Source organism: Jidongwangia harbinensis, assembly GCF_020216025.1.
Classification (GTDB): Bacteria; Actinomycetota; Actinomycetes; order Mycobacteriales; family Micromonosporaceae; genus Actinoplanes; species Actinoplanes harbinensis.
Window position 1 is genome coordinate 101,699 of sequence record NZ_JAIWNC010000008.1, and the last position, 16,115, is coordinate 117,813.

18 protein-coding genes are annotated in these 16,115 nt (G+C 71.6%); 13 read left to right on the plus strand and 5 right to left on the minus strand.

What is annotated here, in order from left to right; all coding sequences use genetic code 11:
- The first annotated feature begins 45 nt into the window (after positions 1 to 45).
- From LDL48_RS12465 to LDL48_RS12490, 6 genes are read left to right on the plus strand one after another with little or no spacing between them, the layout of a single operon-like run.
- Positions 46 to 513, plus strand: coding sequence for a helix-turn-helix domain-containing protein (locus LDL48_RS12465; RefSeq protein ID WP_225255231.1), 468 nt, complete (start codon positions 46 to 48; stop codon positions 511 to 513).
- Positions 510 to 971, plus strand: coding sequence for a hypothetical protein (locus LDL48_RS12470; protein WP_225255232.1), 462 nt, complete (start codon positions 510 to 512; stop codon positions 969 to 971). The genes LDL48_RS12465 and LDL48_RS12470 overlap by 4 nt, the downstream gene beginning before the upstream one ends.
- A gap of 56 nt (positions 972 to 1,027) precedes the next feature.
- Positions 1,028 to 1,348 (plus strand): DUF2516 family protein, encoded by a 321-nt coding sequence (locus LDL48_RS12475; protein ID WP_225255233.1) that lies wholly within the window; start codon positions 1,028 to 1,030, stop codon positions 1,346 to 1,348.
- Positions 1,345 to 2,241, plus strand: coding sequence for an alpha/beta fold hydrolase (locus tag LDL48_RS12480; RefSeq protein WP_225255234.1), 897 nt, complete (start codon positions 1,345 to 1,347; stop codon positions 2,239 to 2,241). Before LDL48_RS12475 ends, LDL48_RS12480 begins: the two co-directional genes overlap by 4 nt.
- Positions 2,242 to 2,272: 31 nt before the next feature.
- Positions 2,273 to 2,713 carry a hypothetical protein gene (locus tag LDL48_RS12485; protein WP_225255235.1) on the plus strand — a complete coding sequence of 147 codons (441 nt, stop codon included), beginning with the start codon at positions 2,273 to 2,275 and terminating at the stop codon, positions 2,711 to 2,713.
- An 11-nt stretch (positions 2,714 to 2,724) separates the two neighbouring features.
- A complete protein-coding gene (locus LDL48_RS12490; protein ID WP_225255236.1) occupies positions 2,725 to 3,549 on the plus strand; it encodes an EI24 domain-containing protein in 825 nt (274 codons plus the stop codon).
- A gap of 29 nt (positions 3,550 to 3,578) precedes the next feature.
- Here the strand turns inward: LDL48_RS12490 and LDL48_RS12495 are convergent, their stop codons facing one another.
- The 3 genes from LDL48_RS12495 to LDL48_RS12505 form a co-directional block, all read right to left on the minus strand.
- Positions 3,579 to 4,595 carry a LacI family DNA-binding transcriptional regulator gene (locus LDL48_RS12495; protein WP_225255444.1) on the minus strand — a complete coding sequence of 339 codons (1,017 nt, stop codon included), beginning with the start codon at positions 4,593 to 4,595 and terminating at the stop codon, positions 3,579 to 3,581.
- Positions 4,596 to 4,600: 5 nt separating this feature from the next.
- Complete coding sequence (locus tag LDL48_RS12500; RefSeq protein ID WP_225255237.1) at positions 4,601 to 6,040, minus strand: GH1 family beta-glucosidase; 1,440 nt, start codon at positions 6,038 to 6,040, stop codon at positions 4,601 to 4,603.
- Between the two features lie 133 nt (positions 6,041 to 6,173).
- The gene (locus tag LDL48_RS12505) at positions 6,174 to 6,935 is read right to left on the minus strand and encodes a maleylpyruvate isomerase family mycothiol-dependent enzyme (protein WP_225255238.1); all 762 of its coding nucleotides are present in this window, start codon (positions 6,933 to 6,935) and stop codon (positions 6,174 to 6,176) included.
- Between the two features lie 55 nt (positions 6,936 to 6,990).
- Between LDL48_RS12505 and LDL48_RS12510 the strand changes: the two genes are divergently transcribed.
- Positions 6,991 to 8,067, plus strand: a complete 1,077-nt coding sequence (locus LDL48_RS12510) for a UDP-N-acetylmuramate dehydrogenase (RefSeq protein WP_372472118.1) — start codon at positions 6,991 to 6,993, stop codon at positions 8,065 to 8,067.
- 4 nt (positions 8,068 to 8,071) lie between these two features.
- Here LDL48_RS12510 and LDL48_RS12515 read toward each other — a convergent pair whose 3' ends face one another.
- A complete protein-coding gene (locus LDL48_RS12515) occupies positions 8,072 to 8,575 on the minus strand; it encodes a CAP domain-containing protein (protein ID WP_225255240.1) in 504 nt (167 codons plus the stop codon).
- A 133-nt stretch (positions 8,576 to 8,708) separates the two neighbouring features.
- Positions 8,709 to 9,422, minus strand: a complete 714-nt coding sequence (locus tag LDL48_RS12520; protein ID WP_225255241.1) for a sensor histidine kinase — start codon at positions 9,420 to 9,422, stop codon at positions 8,709 to 8,711.
- A gap of 224 nt (positions 9,423 to 9,646) precedes the next feature.
- On the opposite strand from LDL48_RS12520, the gene LDL48_RS12525 reads away from it, so the two are divergent.
- The 6 genes from LDL48_RS12525 (at position 9,647) to LDL48_RS12550 (ending at position 16,100) form a co-directional block, all read left to right on the plus strand.
- Positions 9,647 to 10,345 (plus strand): response regulator transcription factor, encoded by a 699-nt coding sequence (locus LDL48_RS12525; RefSeq protein WP_225255242.1) that lies wholly within the window; start codon positions 9,647 to 9,649, stop codon positions 10,343 to 10,345.
- An 87-nt stretch (positions 10,346 to 10,432) separates the two neighbouring features.
- Positions 10,433 to 12,766, plus strand: a complete 2,334-nt coding sequence (locus LDL48_RS44470; RefSeq protein WP_225255243.1) for a chemotaxis protein CheW — start codon at positions 10,433 to 10,435, stop codon at positions 12,764 to 12,766.
- 1 nt (position 12,767) lies between these two features.
- Positions 12,768 to 13,211, plus strand: a complete 444-nt coding sequence (locus LDL48_RS12535; RefSeq protein ID WP_225255244.1) for a chemotaxis protein CheW — start codon at positions 12,768 to 12,770, stop codon at positions 13,209 to 13,211.
- The gene (locus tag LDL48_RS12540; RefSeq protein WP_225255245.1) at positions 13,211 to 14,101 is read left to right on the plus strand and encodes a hypothetical protein; all 891 of its coding nucleotides are present in this window, start codon (positions 13,211 to 13,213) and stop codon (positions 14,099 to 14,101) included. Before LDL48_RS12535 ends, LDL48_RS12540 begins: the two co-directional genes overlap by 1 nt.
- Positions 14,098 to 15,258 carry a protein-glutamate methylesterase/protein-glutamine glutaminase gene (locus LDL48_RS12545; protein WP_225255246.1) on the plus strand — a complete coding sequence of 387 codons (1,161 nt, stop codon included), beginning with the start codon at positions 14,098 to 14,100 and terminating at the stop codon, positions 15,256 to 15,258. Before LDL48_RS12540 ends, LDL48_RS12545 begins: the two co-directional genes overlap by 4 nt.
- Positions 15,255 to 16,100 carry a CheR family methyltransferase gene (locus tag LDL48_RS12550; RefSeq protein ID WP_225255247.1) on the plus strand — a complete coding sequence of 282 codons (846 nt, stop codon included), beginning with the start codon at positions 15,255 to 15,257 and terminating at the stop codon, positions 16,098 to 16,100. Before LDL48_RS12545 ends, LDL48_RS12550 begins: the two co-directional genes overlap by 4 nt.
- The last annotated feature ends 15 nt before the right edge of the window (positions 16,101 to 16,115 follow it).

Here is a 16,115-nt window from a genome sequence, read left to right on the forward strand (position 1 = left end):
TAGCGCTTGCTTGCAACAGCTAGCACCCGCGGTTACCGTCGAGTCATGGCCACACCGAAGGATCTGCCCGAGGACGTCGGCACGTTCATCCGCGACCTGCGGCAGACCGCCAAGATCTCGCTCCGGCAGCTCGCCGAGCGGGCCGGAGTGAGCAACCCGTACCTCAGCCAGATCGAGCGCGGCCTCCGTAAGCCCAGCGCCGAGGTGCTGCAGCAGCTGGCCAGCGCGCTGCGCGTCTCCACCCCGGCGATGTATCTGCGGGCCGGGCTGCTGGACAGCGACGGTCAGCACGGCGTGCTGGCGGCGATCGCGGTCGACCCCGACCTCACCATCGCGCAGAAGCAGTCGCTGTCCCAGATCTACGAGACGTTCCGCAACGAGAACCTCCGGAACACCCCGGCCGACCCGGCCGGTCCCGAACCCGAGAACACCGTGCTGCGTGACGTCGCCGCCGTCGAGAGCGGCGCGGCGCCCGCACCCAGGACCACCTCTACCGACGAGGAGAAGTCATGACCGAGCAGACCAACACCCGCATCCCGGCTCCGCTGTACGCCGCCGCAGGCGCCGGCGACCTCGCCTACCAGCAGCTGCGCAAGCTGCCCACCGTGGTGAACCAGCTCAGCGAGCGCGCCGCCGCGTCGCTGAAGGCCGCCAACGTGCAGGCCGGCACGACCGCCACCGTGCTGCGCGACAGGGCCGTCACCACCGACTTCGACAAGCTGCGCGACACCGCCGCCACCAGCGCCGTGGCGTTCGCCCAGATCGCGCAGGAGCGCGCCGCCGCCATCTACACCGCCCTGGTCGCCCGCGGCGAGCGGGTGGTCGGCACCGGCGTCGTCGAGGCCGCCGAGGTGGTCAACGCGGACATGGAGACCACCGAGGAGCCGAAGGCCGTCGAGGCCGTCCCGGCCGCCAAGCCGCGCAAGCGCGCCGCCAAGCCGGTGGCGCCGAAGGACCCGTCGGCCAACTGATCGACTAGGCCGGAGGCCCCGGTGGTGACCGGGGCCTCCGGCATAGACTTGTCGTCATGGCCAACAGTGCGCCGATCTTCTACGACGACGTAGCGAGCCTCATCTCGCTCGTCGTCCTCATCGCCTCGTTGATCGTGCAGGCGATCGCCCTGATCCACTGCGTGACGCAGCGCGGCGACGGGTTCCAGGCCATCGGAACCCTGCCCAAGGGTGCCTGGCTCGCCATCCTCGCGGTCTGCTTCGTGCTGACGTTCTTCGGCGTCGCCGGCGGCGCCACCGGCATCTTCGGTCTGATCGGCGTCGCCGCGGCGCTCATCTATCTGCTCGACGTCCGGCCGGGCCTGCGTGACCTGACGGACGGCAAAGGCTTCTGGTGAGTCGTTTCCGTTGGCCGCCGCCCCCGGACGGCGGCCCGCGGACGCACTTCCCCGGGCCGACCGCTCCGCGGACCGGCCGGCCCACCCTCCCGGCGCCGCCCACCGACCGGGTGCAGACCCAGGACGGGGTACGCCTGGAGCAGCTCACCACCGGCACCGGCGCCCCGGTGACGGTGTTCGCGCACGGCCTCGCCGGTGACATCTCCGGCACCCGCCCGTTCGGCAGCGCGGTCACCGGCCGCCGGGTGTTCTTCCATTTCCGCGGGCACGGCCGCTCGGACGCGCCACCCGGCCCGTGGACCTTCGGTGACCTGGCCCGGGACCTGCGGGGCATCGCCGACCTGGCCGGCGCCACCCGGGCGCTCGGCGTGAGCATGGGCGCCGGGGCGCTGTGCCGGCTCCTCACCGAGACTCCGGACCGCTTCGAGCGGGTGGTGCTCTACCTCCCGGCGCCGCTGGACACCGACCGCCCGCCGGCCGCCGCGAACCGGCTGGACCGCCTGCTGGCCGCCGTGCAGTCGGGCGAGGCCGCCGCCGTCGCCGAGGCGGTCGAACCGGAACTGCCGGCGCCCGCCCGCAACACCCCGGCCGGCTGGAGTTACCTGCGGCAGCGCGTCGAGCAGCTGCAGACCGACGGGCTCGCGCCGGAACTGCGTACCCTCTGGTCGGCGCCCGCCGTGCCGGACTTCTCGGCGCTGCGCGCGGTGACCGCACCCGTACTGGTGATCGGGTGTGTCGGGGACGAGATTCACCCGGTCGCCGTGGCGGACCGGCTGGCCAGGTTGCTGCCCCACGCTGAGCTGCAGATCTATGACCGGCCGTCGGTGCTGTGGAACAGCCGGCGCGAGTTGCGCGAACGGATCTCCGCCTTCTTCAACACCCCCGCGCCGTAACCTTTACCGGCCTCGATCCGGTGTTCCAGGCGTGCGGCTGTCACCGAAGTACATATTTCTCGGCATCGTTCTCCTCGGCCTGCCGTTCGCCATCGCGGTGGGCTGGGCGCTCGGCACGCCTCCCGCGGCGTCGGCCCGGCCCGCCGCGCCCGCCGGCGCCGGTGGAATGGGCCCCGCCCCGCAGCGCGGCGCCAGTCCGGCTCCCGTGACCACCCTCGACCAACCCGCCCGCACCGCCCGCACGGTGCCCACCCGCACCGCGTCGAGCACCAGACCGGCCGCCGTGACCTCGAGCGCCGCTTCGCCCGCCGCCCGGCAGACCCGGTCGTTCTCGCCGGTGCCGGATCTCACCGATCCGCCGGTGCCCACGCCCGTGCTGCCCACCAGCGCACCGGCGCTTCCGTCGGCCACTCCGTCGGTCAGCGAGTCGGCCGGGGGATCCGTCGCCGAGCGGTTGGTGCGCAGGCCCTAAGCTGCCGGATCGTGGGAGAGCCGCGTTCCGTCGTCGACCGAGGTGCCGCCGCCGCGGGCGGAGCCGTCCGCCAGTTCGTCACCGGGGTGGGCCTGCTCGGCCGCGGTGTCGGCCTGTGCCTGCGCCACCCGCGCCTGTACCTGCTGGGACTGCTTCCGGCCCTGATCGCCGGCGCGCTGTACGCCGCCGCCCTGGTCGCGCTCGTGCTCTTCGCCGACGACCTGGCCGCCACGGTCACCTGGTTCGCCGACGACTGGTCCACCGGCTGGCGCAGCACCGTGCGGATCGTGGCCGGCCTGGCCCTGGTCGGCGTCGGCGGCCTGCTCAGCGTGCTCACCTTCACCGCGGTCACGCTGCTCATCGGCGACCCGTTCTACGAGCGGATCTCCGAGCGGGTCGAGGCGAAGTTCGGCGGCGTGCCAGAGGCGGTGGAGGTGCCGTGGTGGCGGTCGCTGCGCCGCAGCCTGGCCGACTCGCTCCGCCTCGTCGGACTCGGCATCCTGCTGGGCATCCCGCTGTTCGTGCTCGGCTTCGTCCCGGTGATCGGGCAGACCGTGGTCCCGGTCCTCGGCGCCACGGTGGCCGGCTGGGTACTCGCCGTGGAACTGACCGGCGTGCCGTTCCAGCGCCGCGGCCGGCGCCTGCGGGACCGTCGGGCGGTGCTGCGCGGTCACCGTCCGACGGCGCTGGGGTTCGGCGTGGCGGTGTTCCTGTGCTTCCTGATTCCGCTGGGCGCGGTGCTGCTCATGCCGGCGGCGGTGGCCGGGGGGACGCTGCTGGCCCGGCGGGCGATGGGCCGCCCGATCGACGTGGTGACGGTCCGCACGACCCTGTGACGGATGGCCGCCGGATGCCGGGCGGGCGGTCAGGCGGACTCGCGGACCACCAGCTGGGTCGGGAGGACCACCGAGGTGGCCACGTCCGGCTGGCCGTGCACCAGGCCGAGCATCTGCTTCGCCATGGTGCGTCCCATGTCCACGATGGGCTGGCGGACCGTGGTCAGTGGTGGATCGCTGTACCGGCTGATCTCGAAGTCGTCGAAGCCGATCACCGCGACGTCGTCCGGCACCCGGCGGCCGGCGTCCTTCAGCGCCTGCAACGCGCCGTGGGCCATCATGTCGGAGGCGGCGAACACCGCGTCCAGGTCGGGGTCCTCGGCCAGCAGGCGGTGCATCGCGCGCATCCCGGAGTCGCGGGTGAAGTCACCGACGGCCACGTGTTCGCTCAGCCCGGCCTCGGTCAGCGTGGTGCGGTATCCGGTGAGCCGGTCCACGCCGGCGATCATGTCCGGTGGACCGGCGATGGTGGCGATGCGCCGGCGTCCGGCGGCGAGCAGGTGCCGCACCGCCTGCACCACGCCGCCGATGTGGTCCACGTCCACGTACGGCACCGGGTGATCGGTGCGGGTCATCGGCCGGCCGCTGCAGACCACCGGGATGCCGAGCCGGGACAGCGTGCCGGGCAGCGGGTCGGAACCGTGCATCGAGGCGAACATGACGCCGTCGACGTGGCCGGCCATGGCGTACCGCTCGACCCGGTCGTGGCTGGCCGTGGAGCCGGCCATCATCAGCACGAGCTGTTTGTCGGCGGCGTCCAGTTCCATGCTGACGCCGCGGATGATGGCCGGGAAGAACAGGTCGTCGGAGAACACCCGGTTGGCGGTCTCCGGCAGGATCAACGCGATCGACTCGGTGCGCTGGGTGACCAGGCTCCGGGCGGCCTGGTTGGGCACGTACCCCAGCTCCTCGACGGCCAGTTTGACCGCGTCGCGGATCTCCACGGCAACGGTGGTGGAGCCGTTCACGACGCGCGAGACGGTCGCCCGGGAAACTCCGGCACGTCTGGCCACCGCTTCCAGGGTCGGCCGCTCGCGCGTCACGATATGTCTCACCCCTCAGTCGGGCTCCGGTCGTCGAGACCGTTGCGCCGGATCACGTCGCGATACCAGAGAGCGCTGTCCTTCGGTACGCGCTCCTGCGTCGTGTAGTCGACGTGTACGACGCCGAACCGCTTGGCGTAGCCCTCGGCCCATTCGAAGTTGTCCAGCAGAGACCACACGAAATATCCCCGGAGGTCAACTCCGCGGCTGATGGCGTCGTGGCAGGCGCGCAGGTGGCCGTCCAGGTACTCGATCCGCGCGGTGTCCGGCACCCGCCCGGTGGCCGGGTCCGGGCCCTCCGGGTACGCCGCGCCGTTCTCGGTGATCATCATGGGCGTGCCGGGGTAGTCCTTGTGCAGCCGCTCCAGCAGCCGGGTCAGGCCGGCGGGCTCGATCTGCCAGCCGATGTCGGTGACCGGGCCGACCGGCTTGCGGAACGCGATGCCCTCGCTGCCCGGGTTGTCCAGCGCGGCGGCCTGGCCGGGCTTCGCCGAGACGTACGTCGGGGTGTAGAAGTTGACGCCGAGCACGTCGATCGGGGCGTTGATGATCGCCTCGTCGCCCTCGCGGATGTGCGCCAGGTCGGTGAACCGGGCCATGTGCTCGAGCATGTCGGCCGGGTACCGCCCGTGGAACAGCGGGTCGAGGAAGATGCGGTTCTGCAGGCCGTCGATGATCCGGGCGGCGTCCTGGTCCGCTGCGCTCTCCTGGTCGAGCGGGAGCACCGAGGACGGGTTCAGCGTGATGCCGATGGTCTGCGCCCCGGCGTCGCGCAGGGCCCGGGCCGCCAGGCCGTGGCCGAGCAGCAGGTGGTGCACGGCCTTGAACGCCGAGACCGGGTCCTGGATGCCGGGTGCGTGGACACCGCTGGCATAGCCGAGGTAGGCGGAGCACCAGGGCTCGTTGAGCGTGGTCCAGGTGCGGACCCGGTCGCCGAGCCGGGCGTACACGGACTGGGCGTACTCGGCGAACGCCTCGGCGGTCTCCCGGACGGTCCAGCCGCCGCGGTCCTGCAGGGTCTGCGGGAGGTCCCAGTGGTACAGCGTGACGACCGGGTCGATGCCGTTCCCGATCAGCTCGTCGGTGAGCCGGTCGTAGAAGTCGAGACCGCGGTGGTTGACCGGGCCGGCACCGTCGGGCCGGACCCGCGGCCAGGAGATCGAGAACCGGTACGACGCCAGTCCCAGCTCCACCATCAGCGCCACGTCGTCGCGGTACCGGTGGTAGTGGTCGCACGCGACGTCGCCGGTGTGCCCGGCGAAGACCTTGCCCGGGGTACGGCTGAACGTGTCCCAGATCGACGGGCCGCGACCGTCCTCCCGGGCGGCGCCTTCGATCTGGTAAGACGCCGTGGCTGCGCCCCACACGAAACCGTCCGGGAACGTGAGCCCGGACGATTGCGGTGCACCGCCGGGCTCGGCGGTCTCGGACGTCACGGTTGCCGTCATGGCTCCCCCGCTTCCTGCACGCTCGGGAGACGGCCTCCTTGGCGGGCCGCCCTTAACCGGTACAGCGTACGTCCATTGGTCTTTCCGGAGAATTGGCGAAACTTACAGAACCGGTTAAGTTGATCGTCCCCCCTCACGCTGCGTGCAACGCCGCGACCAACCGCCGGTCTCCGCCCAGGGTCAGAACGTCCAGCGGACGCCGGCCCATCAGCGCCAGTTGCAGGTCGCTGGCGGTGCCGGTGGCCTCGGCGCGGGCGTGGTGATCGTCGGAGTCCAGAATGGTGCCGGTGTCGAGCAGCGCGACGCCGGTGCCCCGCAGCCGGAGAAACCACTCGTACGCTGCGTCGGTGGCCACCAGATGGACCACGCCCTGCAGATTGGTCGCCTCGTGGCGGCGTCCGGCCGGCAGCCAGGTGTCCAGGATCTCGGTCACGCCGTCCGCGGCCAGTTTGGTCTCGATCGGGGTGGGCCGGCCGGCCGCGGCCTCGGCGTCCCAGCGGTGCACCGACACCTCGTGGGCCATCCGGCGGTGCCAGAAGCCCGCCTTCTTGGCCTGCGCGGGCCACGTCCACGCCGGAAGTTCCGGTTCCAGAGCGTCCAGAGTTTCGGTCATGCCGGTGAGTTCCCGGCGCAGCCCTTCGAGCGCCTCGGACCACTCCGGACGCGGCTCCGGGACCACCCGGTCCGGGGGCCTGGTGATCACCCCGCGGGTGGTGGTCTCGCGGACCCACCTCATCAGCGAGGTGAGGTGTTCCACCAGATCCGCGACGATCCATCCGGGACACGAGGGCACTGCTGCCTCCGGACCCGCCTCCTCGACCGCGTCGCGCAACGCCGGGCCGTCGGCCCGCAGCGCGCCGAGCCAGAAGTCCTTCGTCGCATGCAATCTGTTCATCACAGCTCCTGCCCGACCGGACCGCCATGTGTCCCCTGAAACGGATGAGCCTAGGGTGAACGGCGTGTCCGACGCCATTGCCGACCACCCGACCGACGCGTTTCCCACCTCGCTCGGGACGTACACGACGCTACGCCTCGGCGGGCCCGCAGGCACGCTGACCGTCGTGTCCGAACCGGACGAGGCGGTTTCCGCGGTACGAACCGCCCACGCCGCCGGTGACTCGGTGCTCATCCTGGCAGGCGGAAGCAACGTGGTGGTGTCCGATTCGGGGTTTCCGGGCCATGTGGTGCTGCTCCGTACCCGTGGGGTGCGTGTCGTCGACCGGGACGCCGGGCACGTCGTGGTGCGGGTCGCGGCCGGCGAACCGTGGGACGAGTTCGTGGCCGGCACCGTGGCGGACAACCTGGCCGGGGTGGAGTGCCTGTCCGGGATTCCGGGCTCCGCGGGGGCCACGCCGATCCAGAACGTGGGCGCCTACGGGCAGGAGGTCGGGCAGACCATCGTGGCCGTGCACGCCTACGACCGGGAGGCCGACCGGGTGGTCACCATGACCCCGGCGGAGTGCCGGTTCGCGTACCGGTCCAGCGTGTTCAAGCACCGTGACCGCTGGGTGGTGCTGGAGGTGGACTTCCGGCTCGCCGAGTCGAAGGAGTCGGCCCCGATCCGGTACGCCGAGCTGGCCCGCCGGCTGGGCGTCGAGCCGGGCGACCGGGTGCCGCTGTCCCAGGCCCGGGACGCCGTGCTGGCGTTGCGGGCGGGTAAGGGCATGGTGCTGGACGCCGCCGACCCGGACACCTGGTCGGTGGGTTCGTTCTTCACCAACCCGGTCCTCTCGGCGGCCGAGTGGTCGGCGTTGCGCACGGTCGCCGACCCGCCGCACTGGCCGAATCCGGACGGGTCGGTGAAGGTGCCGGCGGCCTGGCTGATCGAGCACGCCGGCTTCCGCAAGGGGTACCGGCCGGGCGCCGGGGTGGCGATCTCGTCGAAGCACACGCTGGCGTTGACGCACCTGGGCGACGGTTCCACGACGGCGTTGCTGGACCTGGCCCGGGAGATCCGGGACGGCGTGCGGGACCGGTTCGGGGTCCGACTGCACCCCGAACCGGTCCTGGTCAACTGCGCGCTCTGACAGGTCAGGACCATCCGAAGAGCTGGGTGTAGTACGGCGTGCCGTTCGCGGCGTACCGCACGCCGGTGCCGATCGACCGGGCCGCGCAGTTCAGGATGTTGGCGCGGTGGGCCGGGCTGGCCATCCAGGCGTCCATGATCGCGGTGGCGGTGGGGTAGCCCCAGCCGATGTTCTCCCCGGCCGGGTGGGTGTAGCCGGCGGCGCGGGCGCGGGTCACGAAGGTCGAGCCGCCCCGGCCGAAGTGCCCGAAGGTACCTGTGACGGCCATGTACGTGCTCTGCTGCACGGACGCCTCGACCAGCTGGTGGTCCACCGCGACCTGGCCGCACCCGGCCGCGTGCCGGCGCTGGTTGGTCTGCGTGACGATCAGGGACATGAGCTCGGCCTCGGTGGGTGGACCGGCCGGCACGACCACGGCCGCGGCCGCACCGGCCGGCACGGCGGCCTGCGCCGGGGCGGCCACGGCGAGCAGAGCCGGCACGGTGGCGAGAACGGCGAGACGTCCCATCGACTTGATCAACAAGGTGCTGCCTCCCAGTCAAGGCCGGGCGCTAGTTCGCCCGCCTCCTGTTATGGCACCCTTTTTCCGACCGACCGTACCGTCTTTGGTGGTTTTGGGGTCTGCGGGCGGTCCCGCCGGGTCATGCTGGGGGGATGCCCAGCGGGAGCCGGATCTCCGCGCCGGCGCCGACCGCGGGGTCGAACGTCAGCCGCACCGAGCCGCCGTGCCGGACCGCGATCGCGTCCGCCAGCAGCATCCACAGCGCGGTGCTGCGCCGGCGGAACGGCGGTTCCGGAATGGCCAGCATGCCGGCCATCAGGTGCTCGTCGGTGAGTTCCTCGGACTGGCGCGCGGTCACGGTCACCGTCCAGGAGCCGGACCCGGCCGCGGTGCGGACCGTGGCGGAGCGGTCCGCGGCGCCGCTGGCCACCGTGCCGAGCACCGCATAGAAGAGGTCGAGGAGCAGGGCCGGATCGCCGGACAGCGGAGGCCCGGCGGTCGCCTCCACGGTGGCCGCGGTGTGCGGTTCCCGGCTGGCCAGCCGGTCGGCGGCGGCCCGGATGACCGCCGGCAGGTCCACCGCGGCCGGGTTGATCGCCAGGTCGCCGGTCTGCAGCCGGGTGACCACCATCAGGTCGTCGACCAGCGTCAGCATCCGCTCGGTGTTGCGGCGGACCGCGGCGAGGGCCAGCGACCGTTCGTCCGGGGCGAGGTCGTCGGTGTCCAGACTCTCGGTGAACGACGCGATCGTGGTCAGTGGGGTACGCAGCTCGTGAGAGATGACGGTCAGGAAGCGCGCCTCGAGGGTGGCGGGACGCAGGACGGCCGCTGAGGGGCCTGAGGTCGGGCTCACCGGATCCTCGCGGACCGGCCCGGACGGCGGAAGGGCACGCTAAACTATAACTGTCCGTATATAAACCGGTACGTAGGCAAAAGCCCGACACGAAGCAATTTGTCACGCTACCGTGAGTCCGCGTGTTTCCTGTGTGCCCGTACTGCAGGCGCGCCGCGTCCCGAACTGACGCACAACGGGGGTATGGCGATGGGTGTAACGAGCATGACGAGCCTGGGTGACGCATGAGTCGCCTCCTGGTCGTCGAGGATGACCCGGACATCGCGCTCGCACTGCGGCTGCTGTTCAGCCGGGCGGGCTACGAGGTGGCACATGCCGGCGACGGGCGGACCGGGCTCAAGGAGGCGTACGCCGAGCATCCCGACCTCGTCGTGCTGGACGTCGGACTGCCGGAGATGGACGGCTGGCAGGTGCTGGAACGGCTGCGCGACGTCTCGGACGTACCGGTGCTGGTGCTCACCGCACACGGGCAGGAGGCCGAGAAGGTCCGCGGCCTGCGCGGCGGAGCCGACGACTACCTCACCAAGCCGTTCGCCAACAACGAACTGCTGGCCCGGGTGGAGGCGCTGCTGCGCCGGTCGTCCGCCGGCCAGAACAGCTGGGCCAGCCAGATCTACGACGACGGCCTGGTGCACCTCGACCCGACGAAACGCCGGGTGTACGTCAAAGGCGACGAGAAGCGGCTGACCCCCACCGAGTTCCGGCTGCTCAACGCGCTGGTCCGGCACGCCGGTGCGGTGCTCAGCCCGAACCAGCTCCTCACCCAGGCCTGGGACGACCCGACCGGCATCGGCCAGGAACGGGTCAAGTTCGCGGTGCTCCGGCTCCGCCGCAAGCTCGGGTGGTCGGAGCCGGACGAGTCGCCGATCGAATCGGTACGTGGTTTCGGCTACCGGTACCGCCGTCCTGGCGGCGACACCTGAGCGCCGGCGGGATGCCGTCCGGGTCGCCTCAGGTGTCCGGCGGGCGGGTCGATGAGGGGTCTTGGAGCATCGAGCAGGAGGTAAGTCGTGGAAGACCTTGGTGAGATCGTGGGCGAGTTCCTCATGGAGAGCCACGAGAACCTGGACCAGATCGACCGGGATCTCGTTGCGCTGGAGCAGGAGCCGAACTCGCGTGATCTGATCTCGCGCATCTTCCGCGCGATCCACACGATCAAGGGGACGAGCGGGTTCCTGGCGTTCAGTCGCCTGGAGACGCTGGCCCATGCGGGCGAGTCGCTGCTGTCCCGGCTGCGGGACGGCGTCCAGCCGGTCACCCCGGCGACGATCACCACGCTGCTGGCCACGATCGACGGCGTCCGGTCGCTGCTCGCCGCCATCGAGCAGAACGGCAACGAGGGCGACGTCCAGGTCGACGGCATCATCAGCACGGTGCACGCGCAGATGAACGCGTCCGGCAACCCGCCGCCCGCGCTGTCCTCGAAGACCGCCCCGCCGCCCGTGCCGCTGAACGAGGCCGCGGCCCGGCCGGTGCCCGACCCGGTCGAGGGCCAGCGCCGCCCGCTCGGCGAGATGCTGGTGGAATCCGGTGCGGCCCAGCCCTCGGACGTCAGCTCGGCGCTCCAGCAGCAGCTCGAGGGCGACGAGCGCAAGCTCGGCACGATCCTGCTCGAGGAGGGCAAGACGGTTCCGGCCGCGGTCACCGACGCGCTGCAGGCGCAGACGCCGAAGCGCAGTGTCGCGGACAGCGCGATCCGGGTCGACGTGGACGTGCTGGACGGTCTGCTGAACATGGTCGGCGAGCTGGTGCTGGCCCGGAACCAGCTGGTCCGCGGCGTGATGGAGACCGGTGACTCCGCGCTGGTCCGCAGCGCCCAGCGGCTCGGCATGATCACCAGTGAGCTGCAAGAGGGCATCATGAAGACCCGCATGCAGCCGATCGAGCACATCTGGTCCAAGCTGCCCCGGGTCGTCCGGGACCTGAGCACCTCGCTCGGCAAGCAGGTCCAGCTGGTCATGGAGGGCAAGGAGACCGAACTCGACCGGAGCCTCCTGGAAGCGGTCAAGGACCCGCTGACGCACCTGGTCCGCAATGCCGTGGACCACGGCGTCGAGGATCCGGAGACCCGGGTCGCGGCGGGCAAGCCCCGGGAGGGGACGCTCACGCTCCGCGCGTACCACGAGGGTGGGCACGTGGCGGTCGAGGTGGCCGACGACGGCGCCGGCCTGAACGTCGCCCGGATCGCGCAGAAGGCCGTGGAGAACGGCATCATCCGCGCGGATCAGGCCGCCACCATGGACCGGCGGGACATCATGGCGCTGGTCTTCCAGCCCGGCTTCTCCACCGCCACCAAGGTCACCAACGTCTCCGGCCGTGGCGTCGGCATGGACGTGGTGAAGACCAACATCGAGCGGATCGGCGGCGCGGTCAGCGTCGACTCGACGCTGGGTGAGGGCACCGTCTGGCGCCTCAACATCCCGCTCACGCTCGCCATCATCCAGGCGCTCACGGTGGACTGCGGCGACCAGCGGTACGTCGTGCCCCAGGTGGCGGTGCTGGAACTGGTCTTCATCGACGGCCAGTCCACCAAGATCGAGTACGCCTCCGGCGCGCCGGTCTACCGCCTCCGCGGCAAGCTCCTGCCGCTGGTCCGGCTGGACCGAACCCTCGGCCTGGACGTCGGCGGCGACCAGGGTGTCTACATCATGGTGCTGCAGGCCGACGGCCGCCGGTTCGGCCTGGTCGTGGACCGCGTCCTGAACACCGAGGAGGTCGTGGTCAAGGCGCTCAACTCCCGGTTCAAGGACATCGGCCTGTACGCCGGCGCCACCATCCTGGGCGACGGCAAGGTCGGCCTGATCCTGGACGTCTCCTCGCTGGCGCGCCGTTCGCACCTGGCCGTCGACTCGGAACGGGAGAGCATCACCGGAGCCAATCGCGCCGCCGGGTCCGGCGGAACCGGCGAACGTCTGCTGGTCACCGCGGTCGGCGACCGGCGGGTCGCGATCCCGCTGGACACCGTCACCCGGCTCGAGGAGTTCCCGCGCGAGCGGATCGAGCACGCCGGGTCCCGCGAGGTGGTGCAGTACCGCGGGCAGATCCTCCCGCTGGTGCGGCTGTCGCACCTGCTCGGTGCGTACACCGAGGAACCGGAGGGCGAGACCGTGTCGGTGGTGGTCTACAGCGAGGGCGAACGCAGCGTGGCGCTGGTGGTGGACCGGATCGTCGACATCGCGGAGAACTCCACCACGGCCCGCCGGGACGCCGAGGAGGACGGCCTGGTCGGCACCGCGGTGATCCAGCAGCGGGTGACCGAACTGCTCGACGTGCGCCGGGCGATCCTGGCCGCGGACCCGAACTTCTACAACGAAGCGGACGACTCGATGCTGGTGGAGGCGTGACATGGCGAGCCGTCAGTTTGCCACCTTCGAGGTGGCCGGGCAGCTGTTCGGCGTCGAGGTCGACACGGTGCAGGAGGTGCTCTCCTACAACGAGTACACCCCGGTGCCGCTCGCCCCGCCGGCCGTAGGCGGCCTGTTCAACCTGCGCGGACAGGTGATCGCAGCGGTGGACCTGCGGGTCCAGCTGGGGCTGGCCCGGCAGGCCCTGGAAGGTCCGGTGATGAACGTGATCCTCCGCGGCAGCGCGGAAGGTGAGCCGGTGAGCCTGCTGGTGGACCGGATCGGCGAGGTGGTGGACCTGGAGGACGAGGCTTTCGAGCCGCCGCCGGACACCCTGAGCGGGCCGACCCGGGAACTGGTGGTGGGCACGTTCAAGCTGGACGGCCGCCTGATGCTTGCCCTCGACGTCAACCAGGCCGTCGACACGTATCGAGCCACCACCTGATGTACAGCCTGGTCAGCGCCCCCGTCCTCGGTTTCGACCTGACCCGCCTCGGCGGCGGGTCGGCCACCGCCGAGGTGATCCTGCGTGCCCTGCGGCTCGGGCTCGGGGACCTGCCGGTGCTGGCGGAGCGGCTGCCGGACGAGGGCGTACGTGGCCCGCTGTGGGTGGAGGTGGAGAGCGCCGCGCGGCGCCTGCCGACGCTGAAGTCGCTCAAGGAGCAGGACCCGGCCAGCTCGCTGGCCCTGGTGGAACGCGCGCCGATCGGCTCGGTCGACGCGCTGCTCACCTGTATCCGGTACGACGTGATGGCGTGGACCTGGCACGGCACCGGGCGGGACGCGCAGCAGAGCGAGGCGGCGTCCGCGGCCACCGCGCTGCTCTGTGACGCCGCGGTGGCCAGCTATCTGCGCGAGGTGCTGGACGAGACCACCCGCCGGATGCTCGGCGCCGGCTGGGTGGCGGCGCTGCGCAAGCTGCCCGTCGGGGCGCCGATCGACCTGGGACCGCACCACTACGTGGTGTCCGCGCTGCTGGACCGGCTGCGGTCGATCCGCCCGCGGGACCTGGCCCGGCTGATCGCGTCGGCCGACGATGCCCGTCGCAACGCCGGTGGCTGGTCGCCGGCCGTGCACTCGGCGTCCTGGGCGGCGTACCTCTCGGACCGGGTCCGCACCGCGGCCGCCGCCCAGATGCTGCTGGTGCAGGCCATGGACACCGCCGCGATCCCGCTGGCGGACCGGGCCGGGGGCGTCTGGAACATGCTCAGCGGCGCGGTCCAGGCGCTGGTCGTCCGGGATCTGCTGGACACCGCCACGGCGCACCGGCTGCTCGCTCCGGTGGTCGCCGCGCTGGGCCCGTCGTGGCTCGGCGAGAAGGGGGTGACCGGGTGATCTCCGTTCTCGTCGTCGACGACTCCGTGGTGGTACGCCGGCTCATCGTCGACGCGCTCGGCGACGCGCCGAACATCAAGGTAATCGGCACCGCGGCCAACGGGCTGCTGGCCCAGACGAAGATCGACCAGCTGAAGCCCGACGTGGTCACCATGGACATCGAGATGCCGCAGATGGACGGCATCGCGGCGGTCAAGGAACTGCGCAAGCGGCACTCCCGGCTGCCGGTGATCATGTTCAGCACGCTGTCCGCGGCGGGAGCGAGCGCGACGCTGGAGGCGCTGTCCGCCGGGGCCACCGACTACGTGACCAAACCGAGCAACGTCGGGTCGATCGCGGAGTCCATCGCGGCCGTACGCGAGCAGCTGGTTCCCAAGATCTACGCGCTCGCCGGGCGGGCGCGTGGCGGCCTGTCCGGGCCACCGCCGCGTCCGGGCGCCGGCCGGCCGGTGCCCGGACGCCCGCCGATGGTCACCGGCCCGGCCCGGACCGGCGCGGCTCCGCCCCGGTCCGCCGGACCCGCCGCCCCGGCCCGCACGCCCCGGCGCGGACCGCAGGGCCGGGTCGACATCCTCGCCGTGGGCTGCTCCACCGGCGGTCCGGACGCCCTCACCAAGGTGCTTCTCGGCCTGCCCACCGACCTTTCCGTGCCCATCGTGGTCACCCAGCACATGCCGCCGGTGTTCACCAAGATGTTCGCCGAGCGGCTGGACCGGAGCACCCCGCTGCATGTGGTGGAGGCCGCGGAGGGCATGGAGCTGACCGCCGGCACGGTCTACATCGCGCCCGGGGACCGGCATCTGGTGCTGACCCGGCGGGGCACGGCGACGGTCACTCAGCTCAGTAGCGCGCCGCCGGAGAACTCCTGCCGGCCGGCGGTGGACGTGATGTTCCGCTCGGTAGCACAACTCTACGGCGGCTCCGCCTTCGCGGCGGTGCTGACCGGCATGGGACACGACGGACGGGGTGGTGCGAAGGTGCTGCGCGACGCGGGAGCCGAGGTGTTGGCTCAGGACGAAGCGAGCTCGGTGGTGTGGGGAATGCCGGGCGCGGTCGTCGGTGCCGGCCTGGCCGATCAGGTGCTGCCGTTGGATCGGATCGCGTCCGCGCTGGCGACCCGGGTCAAGATCGGCCGATCCGCGGCGGTGGCCGGATGACGCTGTCGCAGAGCGATTTCGCGTTCGTCTCCGCACTGGTCCGGCGGGAGGCCTCGATCGTGCTGGCGCCGGGCAAGGAGTACCTGGTCGAGGCGCGCCTCATCCCGGTCGCCCGGCAGGTCGGCGCGGCCAGCGTGGCGGAGTTCCTGGCCAACCTGCAGCGCCGCCCGAACCCGGCCGACCAGCGCCGGATCGTGGACGCACTGACCACCAACGAGACCTCCTGGTTCCGGGACCGTGAGCCGTTCACCGCGCTCACCGACGTGGTCCTGCCGGAACTGGTCAAGTCGCGCGCCGGGAACCGCAAGATCCGGCTCTGGTCGGCGGCGAGTTCCAGCGGACAGGAGGCGTACAGCCTGGCCATCACGCTGCAGGAGCACCTGCCGGCGGGCTGGGGGTACGAGATTCTGGGCAGCGACATCTCCACCGAGATGGTCAAGCGTGCGGAGGCCGCCGAGTACAGCCAGGTCGAGGTGAACCGGGGCCTGCCGGCCGCCCAGCTGGTGCAGTACTTCGAACGGACCGGCGCGCACTGGCGGGTCACGCCGGGGCTGCGGCGCAACGTGTCGTTCCGGTTGATGAACCTGACCGCGCCGCTGCCGACGATGCCGCCGTTCGACGTGATCTTCCTACGCAACGTCCTCATCTACTTCGATGTGGCGACCAAGAAGAGCGTCCTCCGGAACGTGGCCCGGCTGCTGCGTCCGGACGGCTGGCTGTTCCTCGGAGCAGCCGAGACGACGATCGGGATCGACGAGAACTACGAACGGGTAGCGGCCGGCCGGACCTCTGCCTACCGAGTCCGGAGTGCGGTGCCGGCCGGCGCCGTCAAGAGGGGGTGAGACCGCGGTGCGCGC